Consider the following 25,666-nt stretch of genomic DNA (forward strand, 5'->3'; position numbering starts at 1 on the left):
AGTCAACATGTCCAATCTTCAGGTATCCATATACCGCTACAACCCGGAAACCGACTCCGCACCTTACATGCAGGAGTTCCAGGTCGATACCAAGGGCCGCGATGTAATGGTGCTGGACGTTCTTCATATGATGAAGGAACAAGACAGCGCACTGGCGTTTCGTCGCAGCTGTCGTGAAGGCGTCTGCGGTTCCGACGGCATGAACATGAACGGCAAAAATGGTTTGGCGTGTATTACGCCGCTGTCAGACGTTGTTAAAAACAACAAGTTGACGCTGCGCCCACTGCCAGGCTTGCCGGTTATCCGCGATATGGTTGTAGATATGGGCTTGTTCTATAAGCAGTACGAGCGTATTCAGCCGTACCTGCAGAACGATACGCCTGCTCCCGCCATTGAGCGCCTGCAATCGCCGGAAGAACGCGACAAGCTAGACGGTCTGTATGAGTGTATTCTATGCGCCTGCTGTTCAACGGCTTGCCCGTCGTTCTGGTGGAACCCAGAGAAGTTCGTCGGTCCGGCCGGTCTGCTGCAGTCTTATCGCTTTTTGGCCGATTCGCGGGATACGGCCACCAGCGAACGGTTGAGCGACTTGGAAGATCCGTTCTCGGTTTTCCGCTGCCGCGGCATCATGAATTGTGTGGCGGTATGTCCAAAAGGCCTCAACCCCACCCGGGCAATCGGTAAAATCCGCGAAATGTTACTTGCAGAAGCTACCTAAGCCTATGACATACTGATAAAAAAGCGAGTGCCACTTAAGTTGGGTGATAATGCCACTTAAATCATGGCGCTTCGCTTGTTATCATAGGGTTTGTTACGTGGTGCGGCGTCGCGTCGCACTGCTGATCAGACAAGTTTGAAAGCCGGTGCCTTGGGTACCGGCTTTCGAGCATGGACTGAAGACGAAACACGGTAAGATCCGTTGAATAACGGATAGCTAGACGAACAGGGTTGCCGGCCGTTGGCCGGCGCCGCCGGCAAATGTCCCGCCCCGCCGGCAGGGCAATAGCGATGTCGCCGCACGTTTGCGACGATACCGATACCACCCCATCAGTGCAGGGTGACCGAGAGATGCAACAAGGCATAATGGAGTTGATGTGGCGTTCCTCTCACGTTAGTGGCGGCAATGTTCACTACGTGGAAGCGCTTTACGAACAGTACCTCGCAGATCCTGAGTCTGTCCCTGACGAATGGCGCAGCTATTTTGACCAGCTGCCGCGTCCCGAGGGCAGTCCCTCCCACGATGTCCCACTAAGCCCCGTGCGTGATCAGTTCTACCAGCTGGGGCGCGAAAATCGCCCGGGCCGTGTAGTCGCCGCTGCCGATAGCGGTGAAAACAAAAAGCAGGTGAAAGTCCTGCAGCTGATAAACGCTTACCGCTTCCGTGGCCATCAGAAGGCCAATATTGACCCGCTAGGGCTGCGTAATCCCACCCCCGTCCCCGATCTCGATCTGTCCTTTCACCAGCTTTCAAAAGCTGATTTGGATACCGAGTTTCAAACCGGTTCTTTCTTTTTAGGCATCGACAAAGCGCCCTTGCGTGACATCGTGGATGCGTTGGAGCGCACTTACTGCCGCTCCATCGGCTGCGAGATCATGCATATTGTCGACACCGAAGAAAAGCGCTGGTTGCAACGGCGTTTTGAGTCGGTACGCAGCGCGCCTGAATTCAGCGCCGACGTGCGTAAGCACGTTTTGGAGCGTTTGACGGCGGCCGAAGGCTTGGAGAATTACCTGGCATCTAAATATCCAGGTACCAAGCGTTTTGGTCTTGAAGGTGGCGAAACGTTTGTGCCGATGATGGATGAGCTGATTCAGCGTGCCGGCGGTTATGGCACCAAGGAAGTGGTCATCGGCATGGCGCACCGTGGGCGTCTGAACCTATTGGTCAATATTTTAGGTAAAAACCCCACCGATTTGATCGACGAGTTTGATGGCAAAAAAGTCATTGAGCGCGGCTCTGGCGATGTGAAGTACCACCAGGGCTTTAGTTCAAACGTCATGTCGCCAGGCGGCGAAGTGCACTTGGCGATGTCGTTCAACCCCTCGCACTTGGAAATCGTTGCCCCGGTGGTAGTAGGTTCAGTACGCGCCCGTCAGGATCGCCGTAATGACGAAGAGGGCAGTAAAGTGCTGCCCATTAACGTCCACGGTGATGCGGCGTTTGCCGGTCAAGGCGTGGTCATGGAGACATTCCAGATGTCTCAGACCCGGGCCTATAAAACCGGTGGTACGGTCCACATTGTGATTAACAACCAAGTGGGCTTTACCACGTCACATCCGCTGGATGCGCGTTCGACCGAGTACTGCACTGATATTGCCAAGATGGTTCAAGCGCCTATTTTTCACGTCAATGGCGATGACCCGGACGCAGTGCTGCACGCCACCCAAGTCGCTCTCGACTATCGTCAGCAGTTCAAAAAAGACGTGGTGATCGACCTGGTTTGTTACCGTCGCCGTGGCCACAACGAAGCTGACGAGCCGTCAGGCACGCAGCCGATGATGTACGCCAAGATTAAAGACCATCCCTCTGCGCGCTCGTTGTACGTCAAGCGCTTGGTCGAGGAGGGTGTGATTTCGGAAGAGTCCGCCAAAGCGATGATCGAGACCTATCGCAACGATCTGGTGGAAGGTAATCACGTTGCTAATGCATTAGTCCAAGAGCCAAACGAGTCTTTGTTTGTCGATTGGACGCCTTACCTGGGTCACGAGTGGTCGGGTAATGCAGACACAACGTTCGATATGAAGCGTCTGCAGCAACTAGCTGCCCGCATGTGCGAGGTGCCTGATGGCGTCGAAGTGCAGCGCCAGGTGGCTAAGATTTATGACGATCGGCGTAAAATGCAGGCCGGTGGTTTGGCGCTCAACTGGGGCTTTGCGGAAACGCTCGCTTACGCCACGCTGTTGGAACAGGGCCACCCCATTCGTATTACGGGGCAAGACGTGGGGCGCGGTACGTTCTCCCACCGCCATGCGGTGGTACATAACCAGAAAGATGGTTCCACCTACGTCCCGCTGCAGAATATGGCCGATGGCCAGCCGCGCTTCACTATTCATGATTCTATCTTGTCAGAAGAGGCGGTGCTGGCCTTTGAGTATGGCTACTCAACCACCGCCCCGAAAGACTTGGTAATCTGGGAAGCTCAGTTCGGTGACTTCTTTAATGGCGCGCAAGTGGTGGTGGACCAATTCATCTCCTCGGGCGAAACAAAATGGGGTCGGGTGTGTGGTTTAACCATGCTGCTGCCCCATGGCTACGAAGGCCAGGGCCCCGAGCACTCATCGGCACGCCTGGAACGCTTCCTGCAGATGTGTGCCGAGCACAATATGCAGGTGTGTGTACCCACGACGCCCGCGCAAATTTACCATTTGCTGCGTCGTCAGGTGATTCGTCCGCTACGTAAGCCATTGGTGGTTATGACGCCGAAATCGCTGCTGCGCCATAAAGAAGCGGTGTCGAGTCTTGAAGATTTGGCTTATGGCAAGTTTCACATGGTGATCGCCGATCAAGCCGAACTTGACCCAGCGAAGGTGACACGCGTTGTGCTATGCGCTGGCAAGGTCTACTACGACTTGGTCTCGTGGCGCGCTGACAATGAGCGTCACGACACGGCAGTATTGCGTCTTGAGCAGCTCTATCCCTTCCCGAAAGAAGAGCTTCTGGAAGCGCTAAAAGACTACACCAATGTGGAAGACATTGTGTGGTGTCAGGAAGAGCCGCTGAACCAAGGCGCCTGGTACTCCAGTCAGCACCATATGCGGGCAGTGGCCGATATGCTGAAAGATGGCCTCGGACGCGATTTGAAATTTGCAGGACGTCCTGCCTCTGCTGCACCAGCAGCTGGCTATATGTCCGTCCATATTGAACAGCAGCGCCAGCTGGTGGAAGACGCTTTTAATCTATAAGCGGCCACTGGATTTAGAGAACACATAAGGGAAACGACATGGCTACCGAGATCAAAGCGCCAACCTTTCCGGAATCCGTTGCTGAAGGCTCAGTGGCGGCATGGCATAAAAAGCCGGGTGATAGTGTTGAGCGTGACGAGCTGATTGTTGAAATTGAAACCGACAAAGTGGTGCTTGAAGTCGTCGCACCGGAAGCGGGTACCTTGACCGACGTGATGGCCGAAGAAGGCGACACCGTTCAGTCAGAGCAGGTGCTGGGTAAAATCGGCGAAGGCAGCGCGTCTGGCAGCAAAAAAGAAGAGCAATCTTCTGGCGATGACAGTGCTGAAAAGTCCGAACAGAAAGCTAGTGAAAAGTCGTCCGACGAGAAGCAGGAGAAGCAAGAGAAGCCTGCTAGTGGCGGTAACGGTGGCGGCAAGCAGCACGACGTTAAAGCCCCCAGCTTCCCTGAGTCGATCCAGGAAGGCACCGTAGCGACATGGCACAAAAAAGTCGGCGAAGCGGTGAAGCGCGATGAAGTGCTGGCCGACATTGAAACCGACAAAGTGGTGCTTGAAGTGGTGGCACCAGCCGATGGCGCTCTGTCTGAAATTAAGGCCGAAGAAGGCAGCCAAGTCGAATCAGAAGCTGTCTTGGCTACCTTTACCGAAGGCGCTGGCAGCGAAGGCGGCGGTGGTGAAAGCGGTGGCGATTCCGCACCGGCAAAAGCCGATAGCGGCAGCGACGACGATAGCGCCGACGAAAAAGTGGGTGACAAAATCCTCGCCCCGGCGGCACGTAAAATGGTGGCCGAGCACGATCTGGACGTGGCCAAGATTGAGGGCACCGGCAAAGGTGGCCGCATCTTGAAAGAAGACGTTCAGAAAGCGGTTAAAGATGGCTCCGCCAAGAAAGCCGCGAAACCGGCAGCGCCAGAAAAAACCGCCGCGGCTGCTCCAGCGGCTGAAGGTGAGCGCATCGAAAAACGCGTGCCGATGAGCCGCCTGCGTCAAACAATCGCCAAGCGCTTGGTTCAGGCCCAGCAAACCGCGGCGATGCTGACGACCTATAACGAAGTGGACATGACCGAGATCATGGCCCTGCGTGCGCAGTACAAAGAGACCTTCTTAAAAGCTCACGATATCAAGCTGGGCTTTATGGGCTTCTTTGTTAAGGCAGCCTCTGAAGCGCTCAAGCGGTTCCCCGACGTCAACGCTTCTATCGATGGCACCGACATCGTCTATCACGGCTACCAGGATATCGGCGTAGCGGTATCCACCGACCGTGGCCTGGTTGTTCCGGTACTGCGTGACACCGACAGCATGAAAATTGCTGATGTCGAACGCAAAATTGTCGATTTTGGCAAGCGTGGTCGTGACGGCAAGCTGGGCATGGACGACATGATCGGCGGCACCTTCACCATCACCAATGGCGGCACCTTTGGTTCCTTGTTGTCGACGCCGATTATTAATCCACCGCAGACCGCCATCCTGGGCATGCACAAAATCCAGGAACGTCCAATGGCAGTCAACGGTAAGGTCGAGATTCGCCCGATGATGTATCTGGCGCTCTCTTATGACCACCGTATGATCGACGGCAAAGACGCCGTTCAATTCTTGGTCACTTTGAAAGAATTGCTGGAAGACCCGGCACGTCTGCTGCTGGATGTCTAAAGCATAAGCGTCATATTGCTTCAGTACGCTATGGCTTAACCAGGATTTACCTGCAATGGAACACAGCCTCCTGCCCGTTTTACTTAATCGCGGGGGAGGCAAGCAAGCTAAAGGAGCCAACATGGCTGATAAGTTTGATGTGATCGTAATCGGTGCCGGCCCTGGCGGTTACGTCGCCGCTATTCGTGCAGCCCAGATGGGCCTTAAAGCCGCGTGTGTCGAAAAATGGATCGGTAAAGAAGGCAACGTTGTCCACGGCGGCACTTGCTTAAACGTTGGCTGTATCCCGTCCAAAGCGTTGCTTGAAGCCTCGCACAAGTTCGTTGAAGCCAAGCACGATTTCGACGATCTGGGCATTCAGGCTGGCGACGTCTCTATGGACGTTACCAAAATGATGGCGCGCAAGGACAAGATCGTTAAGAACTTGACCGGCGGTATCTCTGGGTTGTTTAAAGCCAATGGCGTGACCGCCCTGGAAGGCACCGGTAAAGTCATTTCGGGCAAACAGGTCGAAGTCACCGACAACGACGGCAATACCACTACCTATGACGCCGACAACATCGTTATCGCGGCGGGCTCCGTACCGGTGGAAATTCCGCCGACCCCGCTGACCGAAGGCCTGATTGTCGACTCTACCGGCGCGCTGGAATTCACCGAAACACCGAAGCGTTTAGGCGTGATTGGTGCCGGTATCATCGGTCTTGAGCTTGGCAGTGTGTGGAGCCGTTTGGGGTCTGAGGTCACCGTGTTGGAAGCCATGGACTCTTTCCTGCCGATGGTCGATACCACCGTCGCCAAGGAGACTCAGAAGCTGCTTAAAAAGCAGGGCCTGGACATCAAGCTGGGCGCGCGTGTTACGGGTTCAGAAACCAATGGCGAAGAAGTCATCGTCAAGTACACCGATAGCAACGGTGAGCAGGAGATGACCTTCGATAAGCTTATCGTTTGCGTTGGTCGTCGTCCCTATACCAAAGGCGTGATTGCCGACGGTGTTAGCATTGAGCTGGACGAGCGTGGCTTTATCTTTGTTGACGACCAGTGCCGTACCAATGTCCCGGGCGTTTACGCCATCGGCGACTGCGTGCGCGGCCCGATGCTAGCGCACAAAGCCTCTGAAGAAGGCATCATGGTGGCGGACGTCATCGCTGGCCATAAGGCCGAGATGAACTACGATGCTATTCCTAGCGTCATCTATACCTATCCGGAAGTGGCGTGGGTCGGTATGACCGAGCAAGACGCCAAAGCGAAAGGTATCGAAGTTAAAACCGGCACCTTCCCGTTCGCGGCCAGCGGCCGTGCAATGGCGAACAACGCCACCGAAGGCAGCGCCAAAATTATCGCCGATGCGGAAACCGACCGTATTCTGGGTATGCACATTGTGGGTCAGCACGCTGGTGAGATGATCGCTCAGGGTGTTATTGCCATGGAATTTGGCTCTAGCGCCGAAGACCTGGCGCTAACCTGTTACGCGCACCCGACTATGTCGGAAGCCGTGCACGAAGCAGCACTGGCGGTAGATGGTCATGCTATTCATATGGCTAATCGCAAAAAGCGTAAGTAGCACAGGCAGTAACAACTAAGCGCCACCCTTGGGTGGCGCAACACTTTCGGCCTTGTCGTAATACACAAAGATCGAAAGAACGGGGATGGCCAGTGCTTTTAAGAGCGTTCTTATAAGACCGTTCTTGTAAGATAACTGGCCATCGTTCGAGTCACATGCAACCAATGGCATGAATCGATGAATCTTCACGAGTATCAAGGTAAACAGCTGTTTGCCGATTACGGTCTACCAGTGTCTAAAGGCTTTGCGGTCGACACGCCCGAAGAAGCGGAAGAGGCTTGCAAAAAAATCGGCGGTGACATGTGGGTAGTGAAAGCCCAGGTGCACGCTGGCGGCCGCGGTAAAGCGGGCGGCGTTAAGCTGATTAAAGACCCAGCTGAAGCCAAAGCTTTTGCTGAAAAGTGGTTGGGCAAGAACTTAGTAACTTTCCAGACCGATGAAAAAGGTCAGCCGGTTGCTAAGATTCTGGTTGAGACCTGTACTGATATCGCCGATGAGCTTTATCTCGGTGCAGTGGTTGACCGCACGACCCGTCGCGTTGTCTTCATGGCCTCGACTGAAGGCGGTGTAGAAATCGAGACAGTTGCGGAAGAAACCCCGGAGAAGATCCTTAAAGCCGAAATCGATCCGCTGGTCGGCGCACAGCCCTACCAAGCGCGTGAGATGGCCTTTGCGCTGGGTCTGAAAGGTGACCAGATTAAACAGTTCACCAAGATTTTCTTGGGTCTTTCCAAACTGTTCCACGAGAAAGACCTCGCGCTGCTGGAAATTAACCCGCTGGTAGTAACCGACGAAGGCAACCTACACTGCCTCGACGCCAAGCTGGGCCTGGATAGCAACGCGCTATACCGTCACCCCGATCTGCAAGCGATGCGTGACCCGTCTCAAGAAGACTCGCGTGAAGCCGATGCGGCGAAGTGGGAGCTTAACTACGTTGCGCTAGACGGTAACATTGGTTGCATGGTGAACGGCGCAGGCTTGGCCATGGGCACCATGGATATTGTCAACCTGAGCGGCGGCAAGCCTGCAAACTTCCTGGACGTCGGCGGCGGCGCTACCAAGGAGCGCGTGGCAGAAGCGTTCAAAATCATCCTTTCTGACGACAATGTTAAAGCCGTACTGGTTAACATTTTCGGCGGCATCGTACGTTGCGACATGATTGCTGAAGGCATTATCGGTGCCGTTGAGCAAGTGGGCGTCAACGTGCCGGTTGTCGTACGTCTTGAAGGTAACAACGCCGAGCTAGGCACTGAAAAATTAGCATCTAGCGGTTTGAACATCATCGCGGCTACCAGTCTGACCGACGCGGCTCAGCAGGTCGTTAAAGCGGCGGAGGGCAAGTAATGAGCATCCTGATCGATAAGAACACCAAGGTCATCTGCCAGGGCTTTACCGGTGGCCAAGGCACGTTCCACTCCGAGCAGGCGATTGCCTACGGTACGCAAATGGTCGGTGGTGTGACGCCGGGTAAAGGCGGCCAGGAGCACCTCGGTCTGCCCGTTTTCAACACCGTAAAAGAAGCGGTAGAGAAAACCGGTGCGGAAGCCAGCGTGATCTACGTGCCGGCACCGTTCTGTAAAGACTCAATCCTTGAAGCGGCCAATGCCGGTATCAAGCTGATTGTGTGCATTACCGAAGGCATCGCCACGCTTGATATGCTCGAAGCCAAAGTGAAGTGCGACGAGCTAGGCGTACGCCTGATTGGCCCGAACTGCCCCGGTGTTATCACCCCAGGCGAATGTAAAATCGGTATTATGCCGGGCCACATTCACCAGCCGGGCCGTGTCGGCATCGTATCGCGCTCGGGTACCTTGACCTATGAAGCGGTTAAGCAGACGACTGATCACGGTTTTGGTCAGTCTACCTGTGTGGGTATCGGCGGCGATCCGATTCCGGGTTCCAACTTTATCGATATCCTTGAAATGTTCGAGAAAGACCCGAAAACCGAAGCCATCGTTATGATCGGTGAAATCGGCGGCACAGCGGAAGAAGAAGCAGCGGCTTACATTAAAGCCAACGTTTCTAAGCCAGTGATTGCCTACATTGCCGGTGTGACTGCTCCTCCTGGCAAGCGTATGGGCCACGCGGGCGCAATCATCTCTGGCGGTAAAGGCACCGCTGACGAGAAGTTTGCTGCCCTTGAAGACGCCGGCGTTCAAACCGTGCGCTCTTTGGCCGAAATCGGCGATGCGCTGAAAAAAGTGACTGGCTGGTAAGTTAGTCATTGACGTCAGTCGCACGCTATAAGGGCGCCCCTCGGGGCGCCCTTATTCGTTAGCCAACGTTTTTGATCCTATAGCCGTTGGCTCAGCTCATTTAAAAAGGCTTCGACAACGTCACGCTCATAGCGGTAATAGGTCCACTGTCCAACCCGTTCGGAGGAGACGAGGCCAGCGCGGGATAGCGTGGAGAGATACAGCGAAATGGTCGGCTGTGAGAGGCCGGTCTTTTCACGAATGTGACTGACACAGATCCCTCCTTCCGGCGCGGTATCTTTCTGTTGGGGAAAGTGGCGCTCTGGCTCTTTGAGCCAGGATAGAATGTCGAGGCGCACCGGGTTAGCAAGCGCACTTAAAACGGTATTGATATCCATTAACACGTCCAGGCGTTGAGAGCCCGATCATTATACGCTTTAACGGCCAGGCTGCCGAGGCAGCCTGGCCAACGTGTATCAACTCACCAGTGCTTCGAGGGCGCTGCTGTCAAAATCCGAGAGCTCTTGAAGACGCCCATCACGCACTTTGTTGGCCCATTGCGGGTCAGAGAGTAGGGCGCGACCAATGGCAATGAGATCAAAATCATTGCGCGAGCGCCACATCGCCAACTCTTCCACATTGACACGACTTTTCGAGGTCGGGTCTTCCGTGCGCGTGAAGTGGCCGGTGCGGAAGGTCTTGTCTAGCCCCACGCTACCAACGGCAATGACCGGCTTGCCGGTCAGCTCCCGCGTCAAGGTCGCCAGCGTTTTTTCACTACCTGCAAAACCGGGCTCCCAGACGCGTCGCGTGCTGGCATGAAAGATGTCGACACCGTCATCGGCTAACGGCTTGAGCAGCTCGCCTAACGCCTCGGGCGTTTTAGCAATAACGGCAGAATAATCAGACAGTTTCCACTGAGAGAACCGGAAGATGATTGGGAAATCCGGCCCAACCGCCTCACGCACGGCGCGTACGATCATACGGGGAAAACGCAGCCGATTTTCAGGGCTGCCGCCATAGGCATCCTCGCGCTGATTACTTTCAGACCATAGGAACTGGTCGATCAAATAGCCATGGGCACCGTGTAGCTCAATACCATCAAAGCCAAGGCGTTGCGCATCGCTCGCGGCGCGCGCAAAGGAAGCCGCCACGTCACGCATGTCTTGCTCGGTCATGGCGCGGACAATTTCTACGCCGTCTTCACTGATAGCCATCGGGCCAAAGCCGGGCACGCTGGTATCTGGCTCGACGCCTGGGCGGCGCTCACGACCCACGTGCCACAGCTGCGGCACTATCTTCCCGCCGGCGGCGTGAACACCTTCTACCACGCGCTGCCAGCCGGCCAGTGCCTGCTCGCCGTGAAAGGCCGGTACGTCGGGGTAGCCGTTGGCGCCCGGATGATCAATATAGGTGCCTTCAGTGATGATCAGCCCAACACCCCCTTCGGCGCGACTGCGATAGTAGCTCGCCACGTTGTCACCCGGTATGCCACTGGGCGACTGGTTGCGCGTCATGGGGGCCATGACGATGCGGTTAGGCAGAGTGACCGGGCCCATTGTGAAGGGCTCAAAAAGAGGAGCGGCTAAAGTGTGTTCGGGGGTTGGCATGCTGCATGTCCTTTATAGATATAGAGATATATAAATATGCCTATTGATATATTTATACATATTCCAGCATTATTGGCAACCCCGTGCTTTCAGAAAGCCCTGCGTCTTGCATCACCCGGTAGATCACCGTTACGTTACTGGTGAGCGACGTAGCAGTCGGTAGCTATATAAAATAAACAGTGGTGCGCCTGCTGCAAGGTAAAGGTGGTAACTCACAAGCCGCCACACCAATACCGCCGCCGCGGCCTGGTCACGCTCCATCAGCGGTAACAATAGACTGCCAACACCGACTTCAGCCGCCCCTGCGCCGCCGGGTAGAAAACTGAATTGGCTGGCCGCCATGGCCAGCATCTGGGTTAGAAACGTCCACATCCAGTCTGCATGACCACCTACCCCCAGCACTGCTAAATAGAGCAAGCTGTAGCGCATTAGCCAATGGGTTGTCGTTAGCAGCATCATCGTAAACAGCGTTGTACGTGGCAGTGAAAGCGTGACCTTTAGCGCATATCGACACCTCAATAAACGGCGTACCAGCCAGCGACGCCGATAACGACTTGGCCAAGGGGCTTTCAGGCTTCGCGAGCGTAATAGACGGGGTAAAAAGCCCATCACAATGCTGATTAGCGTGGCGACCAACGCTAAGCCAACCAGCGCCCACTGAACTAACGTTTGATGAGGCCACTGTGTGTCGCTGACCAATGAAAAGAACACCAAGCTGCTTAACATGGCAATAAAGAACAGCAGGTCGCAGCCTTGATCAACTAAGAATACACCGGCACCTTTGGCCGCTGGAAAGCCGCGCTGTGCCAATAGCAGGAGCAGTGTGGCGGGGCCCCCACTACCGCCCGGGGTGGCGCACAGGGCAAACTTAGATGCCAGCTCAATGCCCAGCGCGCCGCGTTGGCCGAGTGGCCCTGCACGGCCCCCCAGCATTAGCCTTAGCCTGGCCGCATTGAGGTTCCAGCAAATAAAAGCAATCGCTAGCATCAGCGCGAGCAAACTAAGTGGGAAGTGTTTGACGCGCTGGAGCGCCTCAGCGCCTCCCAGCCAGGCGGTGAGCAGTAGTGGCGCCATTAGCGCTATGGCGATCATTACGCCATGCACTGGCCGCCATTTGAACAGCCGGCGATTATCGGTGTTGGGGGAGAGCATACCGCTGGCTGCCGTGACAGAGAGAGTGATAGTGGTCAAGCAACGCGTAGATAACGCTATCCCAATTGAAATGGCGCTCCACATGGCGGCGCGCATAGCGCCCACTGGCGGCAACATCGTTGCTGAACAGCGCTATGCAGGCCTCGGCCATGGCGCTAGGGTCAAGCGGCTGACACAGAATGCCCGCTCCCAGCGGCACATTTTCTGCCAGTGCCCCGGCGCGTGCGGCCACCACGGGGATCCCGCTGGCCATGGCCTCTTGGGCGATTAAACCGAAGGTCTCGCGGGTGCCCGCATGTAACAGTGCATCGCTACTGGCGAGTGCTTTTGCCACCTCATGGGCGCCGCAACAGCGATCAACAATGGTGACGTTGCTGGGGACCTGATGCGGCATGCCAGGGCCCATCAGCAATAAATGATAATCGCGACCTAACTGCCGCATTGTCTCCAGCAGCACATTAATATTTTTTTCGCGAGAATTGCGGCCTACAAAGATCAGCAGCTTTTTATCCCTGGGTATGCCCATGCTTTGACGGAAAGTAGCGTCATATTGCTGAGGGTGAAATTGGCTTAAATCGACGCCCAAAGGCTGAACGCGAACATTATCAACGCCCCATTCCTGCAACCGGTTCGCCATCGCATTACAGGGCGCTAATACGCTATCAAATTGACCGTATAGGTTTGCCACATAGCGGGTTAGGCGCTTCCCAACGTAGCCCCCAAAACGATCCCCCATCAAACGGGGTAGGTCTGAGTGATAAAACCCTACCACCGGCACGCCCAGTCGCTGACCCGCGTCAAGAGACGCCCAAGCGGTCACGTAAGGGTCACCTGCCTCTATAATGTCAGGCTTTAAATCAATCAACGCATCGCGCCAGGGCGCGCGCCGCAGTGGGAATCGATAGCCCTGCCCCAAAGGCAGGTGTAGCGCCGGTAAAGTGTGATGGTCGCCCAAGCTGTCGCGCTCAGCGCCCGGCACCAGCAGGCTGGTACGCAGTTGAGGGAGGCGCGAGAAAACGCGGTGCTTGGCTTGTAAATAAGTGCGCACGCCGCCGCTGGCGGGGGCATAAAACATCGTTACGTCGGCAATGTGCAAGCTAACCTCCAGCCTCAAAAGTGTCATCGTTTCACCATAGGGGAGAAATAAGACAGTTTGGCGACAGCGGAGCCAAGGCTGCTATTTCCTGCTAATCCCTTCCAACCCTTTCTCAGATCACAAGCTAGTGAATCGTTTTCGTCTGTTTATTGGTTGACTCTTGGTCAGGCTGGACTAATATAACATCCGTATGGATGGTATATGGATTCTAATCAGATGTTTTAGACGTTAGCTAGATGTTTTATGCCGCATCAAAAAGGCGTCTGGTTACTAAGCGCAACGAGGAATGACACATGAGCGTGCATGAAATGCGCCGCAAGGGCGGTGACTCTAGTGAAAAAATCACTATCAACCTTGGGGTGGTTGACCTGGGGCAGATCGATCTGTTGGTTCAGGAAGGTTTTTACTCCAATCGAACCGATCTGATTCGCACCGCTATTCGTAATCAGTTGTCGACCCATGCCGAGGTCGTTAGGGAAACCGTGACCCGAAAGGCTTTTGTGCTGGGACTTGAGCATTACAGTCGTGCGGATCTAGAGGCCCTGCAGTCAGCCGGGGAGACGTTACAGATTCAGGTGCTGGGCATGGCCAGTATTGCCGACGACGTCACACCGGAGCTTGCTCTTGCCACCATCGAGTCGGTGGTGGTGCTGGGCGCTCTGCACGCCAGCAAAGCGGTTAAGGCTGCTCTGAAAGACCGAATTTACTGAATTACTGACTATTGAAATAGGATATTGACCATGATTGACGCCACCATGACGAAGCGAATGGAAGAAGCGACACGACTCACGCGTGCGGGAAAACTGCACGAAGCCATGGCTCTCCTTCAGGGCGCCGTGCCTGAAGCGAGAGGTGAGGACGCGCGGAAACAGCCTTCATGGGGTGGAAATACCTTTGAAGGAAACTGGAAAGTCGTCGATGAAGACATTGTGCAATCGAACCAGAGAGATGAGTCGGCGGAATACGCGACGTCCTCAACGTTTGATGAAGCCCAGCCGTCCCCATCTGGAGTCTTCTCGAATAGTGATATTAGAGTACCTGCTGCATGGCGTGATAAGTGGATGAAGTTTCGCGGTGGAATGGCACGACACGAGCAAGCACCGCCTGAGTATGCACGGAGCGAGGTACCACTGCCCGGAGCGTTCACTGCCGGTCGTTTTACCAACCATGTGGGTACACGTGATTACAAACTGTATATCCCCAGCGGCTATCACGGGCAAGCGCTGCCGCTGGTCGTTATGCTGCATGGCTGCACGCAGAATCCCGATGACTTCGCTGCCGGAACCGAGATGAATCGGCTGGCCGAAGAGCAGCAGTGTTGTGTGCTTTATCCGGCCCAGCCGACGACCGCCAACCACTCTAAGTGTTGGAACTGGTTCAAAGCCGAAGACCAGCAGCGTGAGGGCGGTGAGCCGGCGATCCTTGCCGGCATGACCCAGGAAGTTATTGACACGCATGGGCTTGATGCCTCACGTACCTATGTTGCGGGGCTTTCCGCAGGCGCGGCAATGGCGACAACGCTGGCGATGACCTACCCGGATCTCTTTGCGGCGGTGGGCGTGCACTCCGGACTACCCCACGGCGTGGCCCAGAGTCTTCCCGATGCCTTGGGGGCAATGCAGGGGGGCACAGGACCTCTTGGCGGTGGTAAAGTGAAAGGAGCCGGTTGGGCGTCGGAAGTGCCCGCAATAATCTTTCATGGTGATCGTGACACGACGGTACACCCCAGCAATGCGGATCGCGTAGCCTCCCAGTACAGCACGTCGCGCCAAACAGGGGCGACAGTAGAGAAGGGAAAGGTGGTTAATGGCCATGCCTATACGCGGACCATGCATCACAATGAGAAGGGCAAACCACACATGGAGCAGTGGCACATTCATGGAGCTGGCCACGCCTGGTCAGGAGGCAGCACGAAAGGAAGCTATACCGACCCGAAAGGCCCCGATGCCACCAAGGAAATGCTGCGTTTCTTCTTTCAGCATCAGCAGGGTGGTGCGTAGCGGTAGTAAGCGAGAGCATGTGGGGGCTCGTAAAAAATATTTACCGCAAGGCCTTGCCATCACTGTTGCTAATGGGAATTAATAAATACTCATATTAGCAATAATTGTTATATATATAGCGCTAAAGTTTATATGTTTTATGCCGACAATCTTACCTCTCTTACTTATTAGGAAGTTTCCATGCTTTCACGGTTCAAGATTGGTACACGGCTCGCACTGGCTTTTGGCGTGGTATCGCTATTTCTTTTGGGCACTTTAATAGCAGGAATTATGGGTATTACCTTCACCAAAGATACTGCCCAAAAAACCTTGGACATGGACGTAGCGCTAGCGAGTAATGCCGCTGAAATTCAGCGACTGGCATTGCAGGCACGGCGCTTTGAAAAAGATATCTTCATCAATATCGACAATAGCGATCGGGTAGCGGCTTACCAACAAAGTTGGGTTGCGACCATCGAAGAAATACAGGCCACCTTCCAGGCGGGTAGCCAAATTGCCGATAAGGATAGCCTTGATGCACTGTACCAACAGGCAGGAAACGCCCTCCAGGGTTATGAAGAGGGCTTTATGACGGTTTACCGCCAAATTGATCAGGGCAGTATTACCGAAACCTCTCAAGCCAATCAGGCTTTCGGTGAGCATAAAGAAAGTATCTATCAGCTTGAAGAATTGGCAGATGAAATTAGCCTAGTGGCTGATGCGGGAGTAAAGGCTGCCAATGAGGCGATAGATGCCGAATATCGTTTGGCTATTTGGCAGCTTTGTATCTTCGCGGGGGCGGCGTTGTTGATGGCGCTGGCGCTGGCCATTGCTATTACACGCAGTATCGTACTGCCCTTGCGGAAAGCCGTTGAGGTTGCTAAGCGCGTTGCGGAAGGAGATTTGCGACACGATATCGTAACCACAGGGCGTGACGAGACGTCTCAGTTATTAACCTCCATGGCTGAAATGAGTAAAGAGCTCACTACCCTGGTCGCATCACTACGTGATTCTAGCGAGAATGTCTTGAACGGCGCCAACGAGATTGCCCAAGGTGGACAGGAGCTCGCCGCTCGTACTGAGCAGCAAGCAGCTGCCTTGCAGGAAACGGCTTCAAGTATGGAGGAGATGACGGCAACGGTTCGCCAGAACAGCGATTCAACCAAAGAGGCTGATACGCTGGCCCATAATGCGTCACAACAGATGCACAGCGGGGGTGAAGAGGTGGCGCGGAGCGTAGAATTAATGCGCGAAGTGACGGCTGCATCGCTGAGTATGAACAAGATCGTCGAAGCTATTGACGCCATTGCCTTTCAGACCAATATACTGGCCCTTAACGCCTCCGTAGAAGCCGCACGTGCCGGTGAGAAGGGCAGGGGGTTTGCGGTAGTGGCAACCGAAGTTCGTTCTCTGGCAAGCCGCAGTGCCGCATCAGCCAGCGAGATTCGCAGCATGCTGGATGATACGCGCAGCAAAATAAAGCTGTGCTCTGATCAAGCGGAGCGAGGAGCAGCGACGATTGGTGAAACGGAAACGGTGATTCAGCGTCTTGCTATGCTGATGGCCGAGGTGTCCTCCGCCACTCGTGAGCAAAGCAGCGGTATTGAGCAGATTAATACGGCGATCACTGAAATGGACTCAACGACACAGCAAAATAGTGCGCTGGTTCAACAGTCGACAACCGCAGCATTTTCTTTAGAGGAACAGGCTGGGCGGCTTCGCGAACTGGTAGCGGCGTTTCAAATTGATGACGCTAAGCTGAGCCAGCTATCGGCACACACGCCTGCCATGGCTTTACCTTCGAGAGCCACACAGGCGGCGTTTTAATCAGCTAATACGTGTGCGTATTTCACTGGAAAGTGGATCCAACAGACTAATTAAAATACCGCCAGAACGATAGAAACAACAACGGCGCCTTAGGGCGCCGTTGTTGTTTATTGCGAGTAAGCAAATACAGTTTATGCAGCGGGTTTAGCTACCAGCGAGCGAGTCTCTTCGCGGGCTTCGGTCAAGATGACGCGAAGTGGATCGCCAAGCTTATAACGCTCTTCACCCTCTATTTGAATACGCCCCTCTTTGTCGTCAATGACCACTTTGCTGCGGTCACTGTGCATTAAGGGCGCGGGAACAAACGCTGTTGCGCCATTTTCCAGCAGGCGAACGCGCATACCACCACGGTTGATGGCCATGATTTCGGCCTCAAAGGTGTCCTGGTTCTGCGCGGAGGGCGTCAGGTAACGCACGTAGAGCCAATCTTTCACGTCGCGCTCGGCCATACGGTTCAGGCGGCGACGCTCCGTCAGCTGCTCGGTGAGCTGCTGGGTAGCTTCGGCGGGGGCTTGTTCGCCTTTAAGCACGCGCTTGATCAGGCGGTGGTTGACCATATCGCCGTACTTACGAATCGGCGATGTCCAGGTGGCGTAGGCGGCTAGGCCCAGGCCAAAGTGCGGGCCGGGCTGAGCAGACATCATGGTGAAGCCCTGGAAGCGGCGCAGGCGCGCATCCAGCCAAGCATCATCGCGGCTTTCCAGTGCACGCTTAAGCTCGGTGTAGCGGGCAAGTTCCGTCAGTGCTTCGCGCTCGACCACGATCTCCTGACCGGCCAGGAATTCCTGGGCGGCTTCGGCTTTCTCGGGCTCGAACGCGCGATGCACGTTAAAGATACCGTGGCCGATGTGTTGGGCCAGGAAGTCGGCGCAGCAGGCGTTGGCCACAATCATCGACTCTTCGATCATGCGGTTGGCAATGCGGCGCTCTTCGGTGCGCACAGCCAATACGTTGCCAGCAGGGTCAAGATCAAACACGTAGTCGGGGCGGTCTTTAAACACCAGCGCGTGTTCATTGCGCCAAGCGGTACGCGCCTCGGTCAAATCACGCAGCGCGGTGAGCTGCTCGGCGATATCATCCGCGGGTGCCCAATCGCCTTGGCCTTCGATCCAGTCGGAGACGTTGTCGTAAACGAGCTTGGCGTGGGATTTTACGTTCGCCGCAAAAAAGCGGTACTCGCCCATGCTACCGTCGGCATTAATATCCAGCGTACAGGCTAGTGCAGGGCGATCCTTGCCTTCCCATAGCGAGCAGAGATCGTCCGCCAGCTGCTCTGGCAGCATGGTGACGTTCTGGCCGGGCAGGTAGACGGTAAAGGCGCGCGTGCGGGCTTCTAAATCAGCCGCATGGCCTTCTTCCACATACGCCGTGGGGTCGGCAATCGCGACGCTCAACCGCCAGCCGCCTTCCGCGCGAGTCGCTACGTGCAGCGCATCGTCCATATCGCGGGTCTTCTCACCATCAATGGTGAAGAAGGGCGTTGCGGTTAAGTCTTCGCGAGTCAGGCCTTCATCCATCAGCGGCCAATCGGTGCCTGCATCGGGGCACTCCTGCTCCAGCGCATGGCGTGCTAGCGTCACGCGCCACGGCACTGCCGGGTCGTCACTTTTAGCAACCAGTTCGTCGATCTGGGCAAAGAAGGCGCGGTCGTCGGTTTTCAGCGGATGACGGACCAAGCGGGCCACTATCCAGTCTCCATCGGCAATGGTCGCTTCATCAAGGCTGTTCTTAATCCGCGCCTTGATAACATTTTTAATCGATGGATGGTCGGGCACCACGGCGAGGTGTCCTTCGCGCTTTTGCACGCGGGCGACAAACCGATCCAGCCCAGCTTCAATCAGCTTTTCGGGCGCAACGGACTTTTTATCACCGTTCTCGTGGATGACCGCTTCTACACGGTCACCGTGAAGCACTTGCTTCATGGCGGGGGGCGGCACGAAATAGGATTCACCGTCGTCGGTTTCGAGAAAGCCGAAACCTTTGTCGGTGGCTTTGATCACCCCTTCAGCGCGGGGGGTGGTTTGACGAATCTGTTGCTTGAGCTGGGCAAGCATGGCGTTGTTCTGAAGCATGAGCTCAATCAGTTGGCGAGAGTTAGGGTGCCACTATACGGATTCCCGCAGGCTGCGCCAATTGTCGCTATGCGATGTTGGCCCTGATGTTGGCTTTGGTAGCGGCGAGTCAAAGACTTACATGCGCTCAAGGGAATCGGTTAAGCTGAATATTCATACTCACGGAGCGCGCTATGACACCTCGCCTGATTGTTTCTGACCTGGATGGCACCCTATTAGGAAGCGACCACACCCTGCACGAAAGCACCATCGAGGTGCTAAGAGCATTGGTGAAGCAAGGCCATCATGTCGCGCTCGCCTCGGGTCGCCACTACCATGATATGAAGGTGTTTCGTGATCAGTTGGATATTCCTGCACACTTGATTAGCACCAATGGTGCTTATGTGCACGACCCGGAAGATGCTTTGTTGACGGCAAATCACCTGGAGCCTGAACATGCAAAGATGCTAATCGGTCTTCCGCGTCCGCCTCAAGTACGGCTTAACCTTTATAGTGAAAGCGGCTGGCATATTGATGCAGAGGCCCCGCACTTATTATCACTTCATGCTTCTACCGGTTTTGGCTACGAAGTCGTGCCGCCGGCGCAGATGGACACTAACGGCGTGGGCAAAGTGCTCTATCTAGGCGACCCCAGTGCGCTAAAACAGTTAGAAGCCCAGGCGCAAGAGGCCCACGGCGACGGGCTGCATATTACCTATTCCACCATTGATTCTCTGGAAATCATGGCCGGTGGCGTGAATAAAGGTGTGGCGTTGTCATCACTGCTGGAACTCTTGGGCTTAACGCCCGTCGATTGCCTAGCGTTTGGCGATAACCTCAACGATACCGAAATGCTCGATTTAGCCGGGGAGGCCCAGGTAATGGCCAACGCTCACCCGGCACTATTTGATCGTGTCACCGGCGCTGAGCGTATCGGTCACCATGGTGAAGCCGCCGTTGCCGAGTGGTTGAAAGAGCGGTTTGCGCTTTAAGCGCCAACAAGCGCGTGACATTCGTCAACAATTAACACTAATGCAACCTTGGTCGTAGCGCTATTGCTACTGCTTGGCCCCTCGACCATCATCAATGCCCCATAACGACAATAGCGTAGGGTGACAACCGCTGAGATGACGACACCCCCTGCTACTTTGATTGTGGTCGACGATGACCCGGAAATTTGTGAACTGCTCGCGGACTACCTGGGGCGCCACGGCTATCGGGTATTCACAGCGGACGGCGCCCAAGCGCTGCATTCGCTGCGTGCTGAACACGCCCCTGACTTGCTGATTGTCGATTTAATGCTCCCCGGTGACGACGGCTTTACCATCTGCCGCGATGTCCGAAAGCACAGCGACGTGCCGATTATCATGCTCACCGCCAGCGCCGATGAGACCGACCGCATTCTTGGTCTGGAGCTGGGTGCTGATGACTACTTGGGCAAGCCGTTTAATCCCCGCGAATTGCTGGCGCGCATCAAAGCGGTACTGCGGCGCACCCGCTGTGCTCCGCCAGAGTTGCCTGCGGGGCAGGCGCGCTGGGTCAGTTTCGGCAATTGGCAGCTCGACCGTATGACCCGCGAGCTGATTGACCTGCAGGGCGAGCGCGCCGCGCTTTCGGGCGCTGACTTTCAGCTACTGCAGGTGTTTTTAGAGCACCCGGCCAAGGTACTCACTCGGGATGATCTCTACGCGCTTACTCGTGGGCGGGACGCGCCGCCGCTTGATCGCTCCATTGATGTCCACGTTTGCCGCCTGCGCCAACGGCTGGGTGAAGATGCCCAGCACTCGCAGTTGATTCGAACGGTGCGCGGGGCAGGCTATGTGTTAACCGCCCAGGTTGATGCATTAACGTGAGCCGGGCGGGGTGGGCGCATATCCGGCGACGCTTGGCCCGCTGGTTACCGGCATCGCTACGCGGGCGCTTCGTGATCATCATGATCGCAGGCGTACTAGTAGCCCAGGGGGCCAGTTACGCAATTTGGACCTCTCAAGTGCGCTCCAGCCACTTGGCCCAGCTTGATGAGCTGTCCACCAATATGGCGTTTAGCATCGCCTCTACCATGAAGTTTTTCCGCTCGCTGCCCGTGGACTACCGTCACATCGTGCTGGATCAGCTGCGCAATATGGGCGGTACGCGGTTTTTTGTTAGCGTCAACGAACGCAGGCTCACCATCGACGATATCGGCTCGGGGCCGGAAAAAGAGGTGGTGGTGAATAATGTGCGTTCGGTGCTCACCCGGCAACTCAATATCGATGATGTCATTGTCGAGTTCTCCCGCCCGGAAAACCTGCGGGTGCTCAATAACGAAGTGCTCCTCTACGACTTGCCACCCCGCTGGGGGCAGCACAGCCTGTTGATGGAACCGCTCTCGCCGCCGATTTTAGTGGTTCAACTGCAGCTTGCCCCAGACACTTGGCTTTACGTTGCCACGCTGCTGGGCGTGCCGGATATTTTCAGCGGCTATCGCTGGCTCTCTGAGGAGCGTTTGCTGGTAGGTCTACTGGTACTGCTGAGCGTGCTGGCGCTCTCATTAATGGGCATCACTAGCGTGACCCGGCCATTGGCGCGGCTCTCACGAGCAGCTAATCAACTGGGCGATGATTTGGATATGCCGCCGCTAAAAGAGAGTGGGCCTAAGGAAGTTGCCGCCACTGCCGTGGCGTTCAACCGAATGCAGCGGCGGATCCGCGAGCAGATCGAGGAGCGCGAGCGGCTGTTTTCGGCGATTTCCCATGATTTAAAGACCCCCTTAACCCGCATGCGCCTGCGCGCCGAGATGCTCGATGACGACTATCAGCGGGAGCGTTTTTGCGCCTCACTGGATGAGCTGGATAGCTTGGTGAAAGGCGCTTTGGCCTCGGTGAAAGGTTTGGATCTACATGAGGAGCCTGCGCCCGTTGATCTAACGAGCCTGATCGAAGAGTTGGCCGAAGAGCTGAGCCTTCAAAATGGTAAGGTCACTATTAAGCCTAATAGTCTCCGCCCCATTGCACCGCTGATGGCCAAACCGCTGGCGCTTAAGCGCTGCCTGGCGAATTTGCTTGAGAACGCAGTGTTTTATGGTAAGCAGGCCGAGGTAGAACTCATTGATCACGGTAATTCGGTCACCCTGCGCATTCGCGATCACGGCCCAGGTATACCCGAAGAGCAGTTGGGGCGGGTGTTTTCGCCCTTTGTTCGCCTGGAACCCTCACGTAGCAGGCACACCGGTGGCAGCGGCCTGGGGCTGGGAATCGCCCGGCACATTGCCCGCGCCCATGGCGGCGATATCACGCTCGCCAACCATGCTGATGGTGGGCTGGTGGTGACTCTCTCGCTACCCCGCCAGGAAACTATTACAGGTTTGTAATAAACCGCCAATACTTTGCAGCACTCGGTAACTCCCGTTGACGCAGTCTTTGGCGTAATCTCATGGAGGTGGAACGTCCGAGAGGACAATAACAATATAAGGAGTGACTCCATGTCGACGTTTAAGAAGACGACCCTCGCGCTTGCTTTAGCAGGTGCCACGCTAGCCGCCACCGCGCAAGCCAATGAAGTTGAAGTGCTGCACTGGTGGACCTCTGGTGGCGAAGCCCGCGCTGCCAACGTGCTTAAAGAGCTAATGGAAGCTGAAGGCTACGGCTGGCAAGACTTTGCCGTGGCAGGCGGCGGCGGTGAAACCGCCATGACGGTGCTTAAATCTCGTGCCATGTCGGGCAACCCACCCTCCGCCGCCCAGATCAAAGGCCCCGAGATTCAGGAGTGGGGTGAGCTTGGCCTGCTAGGTAACTTGAACGATGTTGCCGACGCCGAAGGCTGGGACGAACTACTGCCCGAGGTAGTGGCTGACATCATGCGCTACGACGATCAGTACGTAGCGGTGCCCGTCAACGTACACCGGGTTAACTGGCTGTGGGCCAACCCGGAAGTGCTGGAAGCAGCGGGCGTTGAGATGCCCACCACGCTGGATGAGTTATTCGAGGCCGGTGAGGCTATCCGCGAAGCTGGCTTCGTACCGCTGGCTCACGGCGGTCAGGCTTGGCAGGACGCGACAGTATTCGAAAGCGTGTTACTCGGCGGCCAGGGCAGCGAGTTTTACCAGCAGGCATTGGTAGATCTAGACCCAGAGGCTTTGGGCGGCGCACAAATGATCGACGCCCTTGAGGACTTCAAGCGTACGCGTGAGCTAATGGATGAAGGTATGCCCGGCCGCGACTGGAATATTGCCACAGCGATGGTGATTCAGGGGGTTGCCGGGTTTCAGCTCATGGGCGATTGGGCGAAAGGTGAGTTCACCGCAGCTGGATTAACCGCCGGAGAAGATTATCTCTGTGCGGCAGCACCAGGCACCCAAGATGCGTTCACCTTCAATATCGATAGCCTGGCCATGTTCCGGGTCACCGATGACGAGGAGCGCGAAGCGCAGGAAGCGTTAGCCCGCTTGGTGCTTGAACCGACGTTCCAGGAAGCGTTTAACCTTGCTAAAGGTTCGATTCCGGCGCGGCCTGATCTGGACATGAGCGAGTTCGATAGCTGTGCCCAGCAGTCATTGGCTGATTTTCAGCGCACTGCTGAAGAGGGCGGCCTAGTGCCTAGCATGGCCCATGGTATGGCCGTACGCGCAGATATTCAGGGCGCTATTTTTGACGTGGTCACCAACTACTTCAATGATGCCGACATGCCCGCTGAAGAAGCAGCTGAACGTATGGTGAGTGCCGCCGAAGCGGCTTCTTTCTAGGCTTTTCTAGCGCTAGCGTTCTTCAGGCGTCGTCGCAATGGCGGCGCCTACGCTTCCTGGCAAGGATACTTCTTCATTAGAGATGCCTCCCCATGAAAAATACCCCTGCGACGGACTTAACGCCTGCCGCTAGGCGCCCGACGCCATCCGGTGGTTTACAGGCGTGGCTGCCTCGGTTGGTGCTGGCACCGTCGGTGGCAATTTCGCTGTTCTTTGTTTACGGCTTCATGCTGTGGACATTCGTGCTCTCGCTAACCAGCTCGCGCATGCTGCCCAGCTACGACTTTGTTGGCTTTGGTCAATATGCCCGCCTGATGGCCAATGAGCGCTGGTGGGTCGCCTCAACCAACCTGATGATTTTTGGCGTGCTGTTTGTGACCGTTTGTCTCGCGATTGGCGCGCTACTGGCGATACTACTCGATCAGAAAATTCGCCAAGAAGGCGCGCTGCGCACGATTTACCTCTACCCCATGGCACTGTCGTTTATCGTTACTGGGGTGGTGTGGAAGTGGCTACTCAACCCACAGTTGGGTATCCAGGCGATGGTTCAAGGCTGGGGCTTTGAGTCGTTTCGCTTTGACTGGATTGTCGATCCGGATATGGCGATTTATACCCTGGTGATTGCCGCCGTATGGCAGGCGTCAGGCTTTGTGATGGCGCTGTTTTTAGCCGGCTTGCGGGGTATCGACGACAGCATTATCAAAGCAGCGCAGTTGGATGGCGCCAGCTTGCCGCGGATTTACCTGCGCGTGGTGATGCCGTGCCTCCGCCCGGTCGTGTTTAGCGCGGTGATGATTCTGGCGCATATTGCGATTAAGAGCTTTGACTTGGTGGTCGCGCTCACTGGCGGTGGGCCGGGTTACGCTACCGATTTGCCCGCTACCTTTATGTACGCCCACGCCTTCACTCGGGCACAGGTCGGCTTGGGCTCCGCCAGCGCTATGCTGATGTTGGGCGGCGTGCTGGCGATTTTGATTCCTTACCTCTACTCCGAATTAAGGAGCCGCAAGCATGGCTAATGTGATTCGTCGTCAGACGCCCGCTGCGCGGCTGGGCCGTGGCTTGCTTTACGGTGTGCTGATCCTCGCCGCGCTGTTCTACATTCTACCGCTGGCGGTCATGCTGATGACCTCGGTGAAGCCGCTCAGTGAAATCAGCGCCGGTTCGTTGTTGTCATTGCCGCAAAACCCTACCCTGGCACCGTGGATAAAAGCCTGGGGCGAAGCCTGTACCGGCATGCGTTGCGAGGGTGTCGGTGGTTACTTCTGGAATTCCTTTGCGATTGTGATTCCGGCGGTGCTGATTTCCACCACGATTGGTGCCCTCAACGGCTACGCGCTGACCAAATGGCGTTTTAAAGGCTCGGAATTAGTTTTTGCGCTGATGCTGTTTGGCTGTTTTATTCCCTTCCAAGTGGTGCTGCTGCCCATGGCGCAAACCCTCGGCTGGCTGGGTATCTCCAGTTCCCGTGCCGGGTTAATTCTGGTGCATGTGGTATTTGGTATCGCCTTCACCACGCTGTTCTTCCGCAACTTCTATGTGGGGATCCCTAACGAGCTGGTATCGGCGGCGAAGTTGGATGGTGCGGGCTTTTTCCGTATTTTCTGGCGCATTCTGCTGCCGGTTTCGGCACCCATCATCGTTGTCTCGGTGATTTGGCAGTTTACCCAAATCTGGAATGACTTCCTGTTTGGCGTGGCGTTTTCAGCCCATAACACCCAGCCCGTTACCGTGGCGCTAAACAACTTAGTCAATACCTCCACTGGCGTTCGCGAGTACAACGTGGATATGGCGGCGGCGATGATTGCCGCGCTACCCACTCTGGTGGTGTACGTGCTGGCGGGAAAATACTTCGTGCGCGGGCTGACCGCTGGTTCCGTTAAAGGCTAGTTTTTATTTAAAAGCCTAACAATAAAATAG

At 55.7% G+C, this 25,666-nt stretch carries 20 protein-coding genes; 15 read left to right on the forward strand and 5 right to left on the reverse strand.

Annotated features, from left to right (window positions below):
* Positions 1 to 7 precede the first annotated feature (7 nt).
* The 6 genes from RZA33_RS06700 (at position 8) to sucD (ending at position 9,332) form a co-directional block, all read left to right on the forward strand.
* On the forward strand, positions 8 to 718 hold the full coding sequence (locus tag RZA33_RS06700) for a succinate dehydrogenase iron-sulfur subunit (protein ID WP_317507080.1): 711 nt from the start codon (positions 8 to 10) through the stop codon (positions 716 to 718).
* Positions 719 to 1,068: 350 nt separating this feature from the next.
* Positions 1,069 to 3,903, forward strand: coding sequence for a 2-oxoglutarate dehydrogenase E1 component (locus tag RZA33_RS06705; protein ID WP_317507174.1), 2,835 nt, complete (start codon positions 1,069 to 1,071; stop codon positions 3,901 to 3,903).
* A gap of 38 nt (positions 3,904 to 3,941) precedes the next feature.
* Positions 3,942 to 5,555, forward strand: a complete 1,614-nt coding sequence (gene odhB, locus RZA33_RS06710) for a 2-oxoglutarate dehydrogenase complex dihydrolipoyllysine-residue succinyltransferase (protein WP_317507081.1) — start codon at positions 3,942 to 3,944, stop codon at positions 5,553 to 5,555.
* Positions 5,556 to 5,676: 121 nt separating this feature from the next.
* A complete protein-coding gene (lpdA, locus tag RZA33_RS06715) occupies positions 5,677 to 7,116 on the forward strand; it encodes a dihydrolipoyl dehydrogenase (protein WP_317507082.1) in 1,440 nt (479 codons plus the stop codon).
* A gap of 177 nt (positions 7,117 to 7,293) precedes the next feature.
* Positions 7,294 to 8,460, forward strand: coding sequence for an ADP-forming succinate--CoA ligase subunit beta (gene sucC, locus RZA33_RS06720; protein ID WP_146875133.1), 1,167 nt, complete (start codon positions 7,294 to 7,296; stop codon positions 8,458 to 8,460).
* On the forward strand, positions 8,460 to 9,332 hold the full coding sequence (sucD, locus tag RZA33_RS06725) for a succinate--CoA ligase subunit alpha (protein WP_317507083.1): 873 nt from the start codon (positions 8,460 to 8,462) through the stop codon (positions 9,330 to 9,332). Before sucC ends, sucD begins: the two co-directional genes overlap by 1 nt.
* Before the next feature lie 77 nt (positions 9,333 to 9,409).
* On the opposite strand, the gene RZA33_RS06730 is transcribed toward sucD, so the two are convergent.
* The 4 genes from RZA33_RS06730 to RZA33_RS06745 all read right to left on the reverse strand — a co-directional run bounded on the left by RZA33_RS06730 (position 9,410) and on the right by RZA33_RS06745 (position 13,169).
* Positions 9,410 to 9,709: a metalloregulator ArsR/SmtB family transcription factor gene (locus RZA33_RS06730; RefSeq protein ID WP_317507084.1), complete on the reverse strand. Its 300-nt coding sequence runs from the start codon at positions 9,707 to 9,709 to the stop codon at positions 9,410 to 9,412.
* Positions 9,710 to 9,787: 78 nt separating this feature from the next.
* Positions 9,788 to 10,921 carry an NADH:flavin oxidoreductase gene (locus RZA33_RS06735; RefSeq protein ID WP_317507085.1) on the reverse strand — a complete coding sequence of 378 codons (1,134 nt, stop codon included), beginning with the start codon at positions 10,919 to 10,921 and terminating at the stop codon, positions 9,788 to 9,790.
* Positions 10,922 to 11,050: 129 nt separating this feature from the next.
* A complete protein-coding gene (locus RZA33_RS06740) occupies positions 11,051 to 12,073 on the reverse strand; it encodes a lysylphosphatidylglycerol synthase transmembrane domain-containing protein (RefSeq protein WP_317507086.1) in 1,023 nt (340 codons plus the stop codon).
* Positions 12,051 to 13,169, reverse strand: coding sequence for a glycosyltransferase family 1 protein (locus RZA33_RS06745; protein ID WP_317507175.1), 1,119 nt, complete (start codon positions 13,167 to 13,169; stop codon positions 12,051 to 12,053). Before RZA33_RS06745 ends, RZA33_RS06740 begins: the two co-directional genes overlap by 23 nt.
* Positions 13,170 to 13,462: 293 nt before the next feature.
* Here RZA33_RS06745 and RZA33_RS06750 point away from each other — a divergent pair, with 293 nt between their 5' ends.
* From RZA33_RS06750 to RZA33_RS06760, 3 genes are all read left to right on the forward strand, one after another.
* On the forward strand, positions 13,463 to 13,879 hold the full coding sequence (locus RZA33_RS06750) for a CopG family transcriptional regulator (RefSeq protein ID WP_317507088.1): 417 nt from the start codon (positions 13,463 to 13,465) through the stop codon (positions 13,877 to 13,879).
* 30 nt (positions 13,880 to 13,909) lie between these two features.
* Positions 13,910 to 15,169 (forward strand): PHB depolymerase family esterase, encoded by a 1,260-nt coding sequence (locus tag RZA33_RS06755; RefSeq protein WP_317507089.1) that lies wholly within the window; start codon positions 13,910 to 13,912, stop codon positions 15,167 to 15,169.
* A gap of 180 nt (positions 15,170 to 15,349) precedes the next feature.
* Positions 15,350 to 16,975: a methyl-accepting chemotaxis protein gene (locus RZA33_RS06760; protein WP_317507090.1), complete on the forward strand. Its 1,626-nt coding sequence runs from the start codon at positions 15,350 to 15,352 to the stop codon at positions 16,973 to 16,975.
* 131 nt (positions 16,976 to 17,106) lie between these two features.
* Here the strand turns inward: RZA33_RS06760 and RZA33_RS06765 are convergent, their stop codons facing one another.
* Positions 17,107 to 19,047, reverse strand: a complete 1,941-nt coding sequence (locus tag RZA33_RS06765) for an exoribonuclease II (RefSeq protein ID WP_317507091.1) — start codon at positions 19,045 to 19,047, stop codon at positions 17,107 to 17,109.
* A gap of 173 nt (positions 19,048 to 19,220) precedes the next feature.
* On the opposite strand from RZA33_RS06765, the gene RZA33_RS06770 reads away from it, so the two are divergent.
* From RZA33_RS06770 to RZA33_RS06795, 6 genes are all read left to right on the forward strand, one after another.
* Positions 19,221 to 20,018: an HAD family hydrolase gene (locus RZA33_RS06770; protein WP_317507092.1), complete on the forward strand. Its 798-nt coding sequence runs from the start codon at positions 19,221 to 19,223 to the stop codon at positions 20,016 to 20,018.
* A 135-nt stretch (positions 20,019 to 20,153) separates the two neighbouring features.
* The gene (locus RZA33_RS06775) at positions 20,154 to 20,879 is read left to right on the forward strand and encodes a response regulator (RefSeq protein ID WP_317507093.1); all 726 of its coding nucleotides are present in this window, start codon (positions 20,154 to 20,156) and stop codon (positions 20,877 to 20,879) included.
* Positions 20,876 to 22,375 carry an ATP-binding protein gene (locus RZA33_RS06780; RefSeq protein WP_317507094.1) on the forward strand — a complete coding sequence of 500 codons (1,500 nt, stop codon included), beginning with the start codon at positions 20,876 to 20,878 and terminating at the stop codon, positions 22,373 to 22,375. The genes RZA33_RS06775 and RZA33_RS06780 overlap by 4 nt, the downstream gene beginning before the upstream one ends.
* 111 nt (positions 22,376 to 22,486) lie before the next feature.
* Complete coding sequence (locus tag RZA33_RS06785) at positions 22,487 to 23,746, forward strand: ABC transporter substrate-binding protein (protein ID WP_317507095.1); 1,260 nt, start codon at positions 22,487 to 22,489, stop codon at positions 23,744 to 23,746.
* A 92-nt stretch (positions 23,747 to 23,838) separates the two neighbouring features.
* Positions 23,839 to 24,765, forward strand: coding sequence for a sugar ABC transporter permease (locus tag RZA33_RS06790; RefSeq protein ID WP_317507096.1), 927 nt, complete (start codon positions 23,839 to 23,841; stop codon positions 24,763 to 24,765).
* A complete protein-coding gene (locus RZA33_RS06795) occupies positions 24,758 to 25,636 on the forward strand; it encodes a carbohydrate ABC transporter permease (RefSeq protein ID WP_317507097.1) in 879 nt (292 codons plus the stop codon). The genes RZA33_RS06790 and RZA33_RS06795 overlap by 8 nt, the downstream gene beginning before the upstream one ends.
* Positions 25,637 to 25,666 lie beyond the last annotated feature (30 nt).

Source organism: Halovibrio sp. HP20-59 (assembly GCF_033052795.2).
Classification (GTDB): Bacteria; Pseudomonadota; Gammaproteobacteria; order Pseudomonadales; family Halomonadaceae; genus Vreelandella.

What these genes read in the sequence shown, in the direction of transcription:
- RZA33_RS06775 (WP_317507093.1), top strand. Translation starts at nt 20,154, where the DNA reads ATGACGACACCCCCTGCTACTTTGATTGTGGTCGACGATGACCCGGAA.
- RZA33_RS06735 (WP_317507085.1), bottom strand. Translation starts at nt 10,921, where the DNA reads ATGCCAACCCCCGAACACACTTTAGCCGCTCCTCTTTTTGAGCCCTTC.
- RZA33_RS06755 (WP_317507089.1), top strand. Translation starts at nt 13,910, where the DNA reads ATGATTGACGCCACCATGACGAAGCGAATGGAAGAAGCGACACGACTC.
- odhB (WP_317507081.1), top strand. Translation starts at nt 3,942, where the DNA reads ATGGCTACCGAGATCAAAGCGCCAACCTTTCCGGAATCCGTTGCTGAA.
- sucD (WP_317507083.1), top strand. Translation starts at nt 8,460, where the DNA reads ATGAGCATCCTGATCGATAAGAACACCAAGGTCATCTGCCAGGGCTTT.
- RZA33_RS06740 (WP_317507086.1), bottom strand. Translation starts at nt 12,073, where the DNA reads ATGCTCTCCCCCAACACCGATAATCGCCGGCTGTTCAAATGGCGGCCA.
- RZA33_RS06705 (WP_317507174.1), top strand. Translation starts at nt 1,069, where the DNA reads ATGCAACAAGGCATAATGGAGTTGATGTGGCGTTCCTCTCACGTTAGT.
- RZA33_RS06770 (WP_317507092.1), top strand. Translation starts at nt 19,221, where the DNA reads ATGACACCTCGCCTGATTGTTTCTGACCTGGATGGCACCCTATTAGGA.
- RZA33_RS06795 (WP_317507097.1), top strand. Translation starts at nt 24,758, where the DNA reads ATGGCTAATGTGATTCGTCGTCAGACGCCCGCTGCGCGGCTGGGCCGT.
- RZA33_RS06765 (WP_317507091.1), bottom strand. Translation starts at nt 19,047, where the DNA reads ATGCTTCAGAACAACGCCATGCTTGCCCAGCTCAAGCAACAGATTCGT.
- RZA33_RS06750 (WP_317507088.1), top strand. Translation starts at nt 13,463, where the DNA reads ATGAGCGTGCATGAAATGCGCCGCAAGGGCGGTGACTCTAGTGAAAAA.
- RZA33_RS06760 (WP_317507090.1), top strand. Translation starts at nt 15,350, where the DNA reads ATGCTTTCACGGTTCAAGATTGGTACACGGCTCGCACTGGCTTTTGGC.
- RZA33_RS06700 (WP_317507080.1), top strand. Translation starts at nt 8, where the DNA reads ATGTCCAATCTTCAGGTATCCATATACCGCTACAACCCGGAAACCGAC.
- RZA33_RS06730 (WP_317507084.1), bottom strand. Translation starts at nt 9,709, where the DNA reads ATGGATATCAATACCGTTTTAAGTGCGCTTGCTAACCCGGTGCGCCTC.
- lpdA (WP_317507082.1), top strand. Translation starts at nt 5,677, where the DNA reads ATGGCTGATAAGTTTGATGTGATCGTAATCGGTGCCGGCCCTGGCGGT.
- RZA33_RS06785 (WP_317507095.1), top strand. Translation starts at nt 22,487, where the DNA reads ATGTCGACGTTTAAGAAGACGACCCTCGCGCTTGCTTTAGCAGGTGCC.
- RZA33_RS06790 (WP_317507096.1), top strand. Translation starts at nt 23,839, where the DNA reads ATGAAAAATACCCCTGCGACGGACTTAACGCCTGCCGCTAGGCGCCCG.
- sucC (WP_146875133.1), top strand. Translation starts at nt 7,294, where the DNA reads ATGAATCTTCACGAGTATCAAGGTAAACAGCTGTTTGCCGATTACGGT.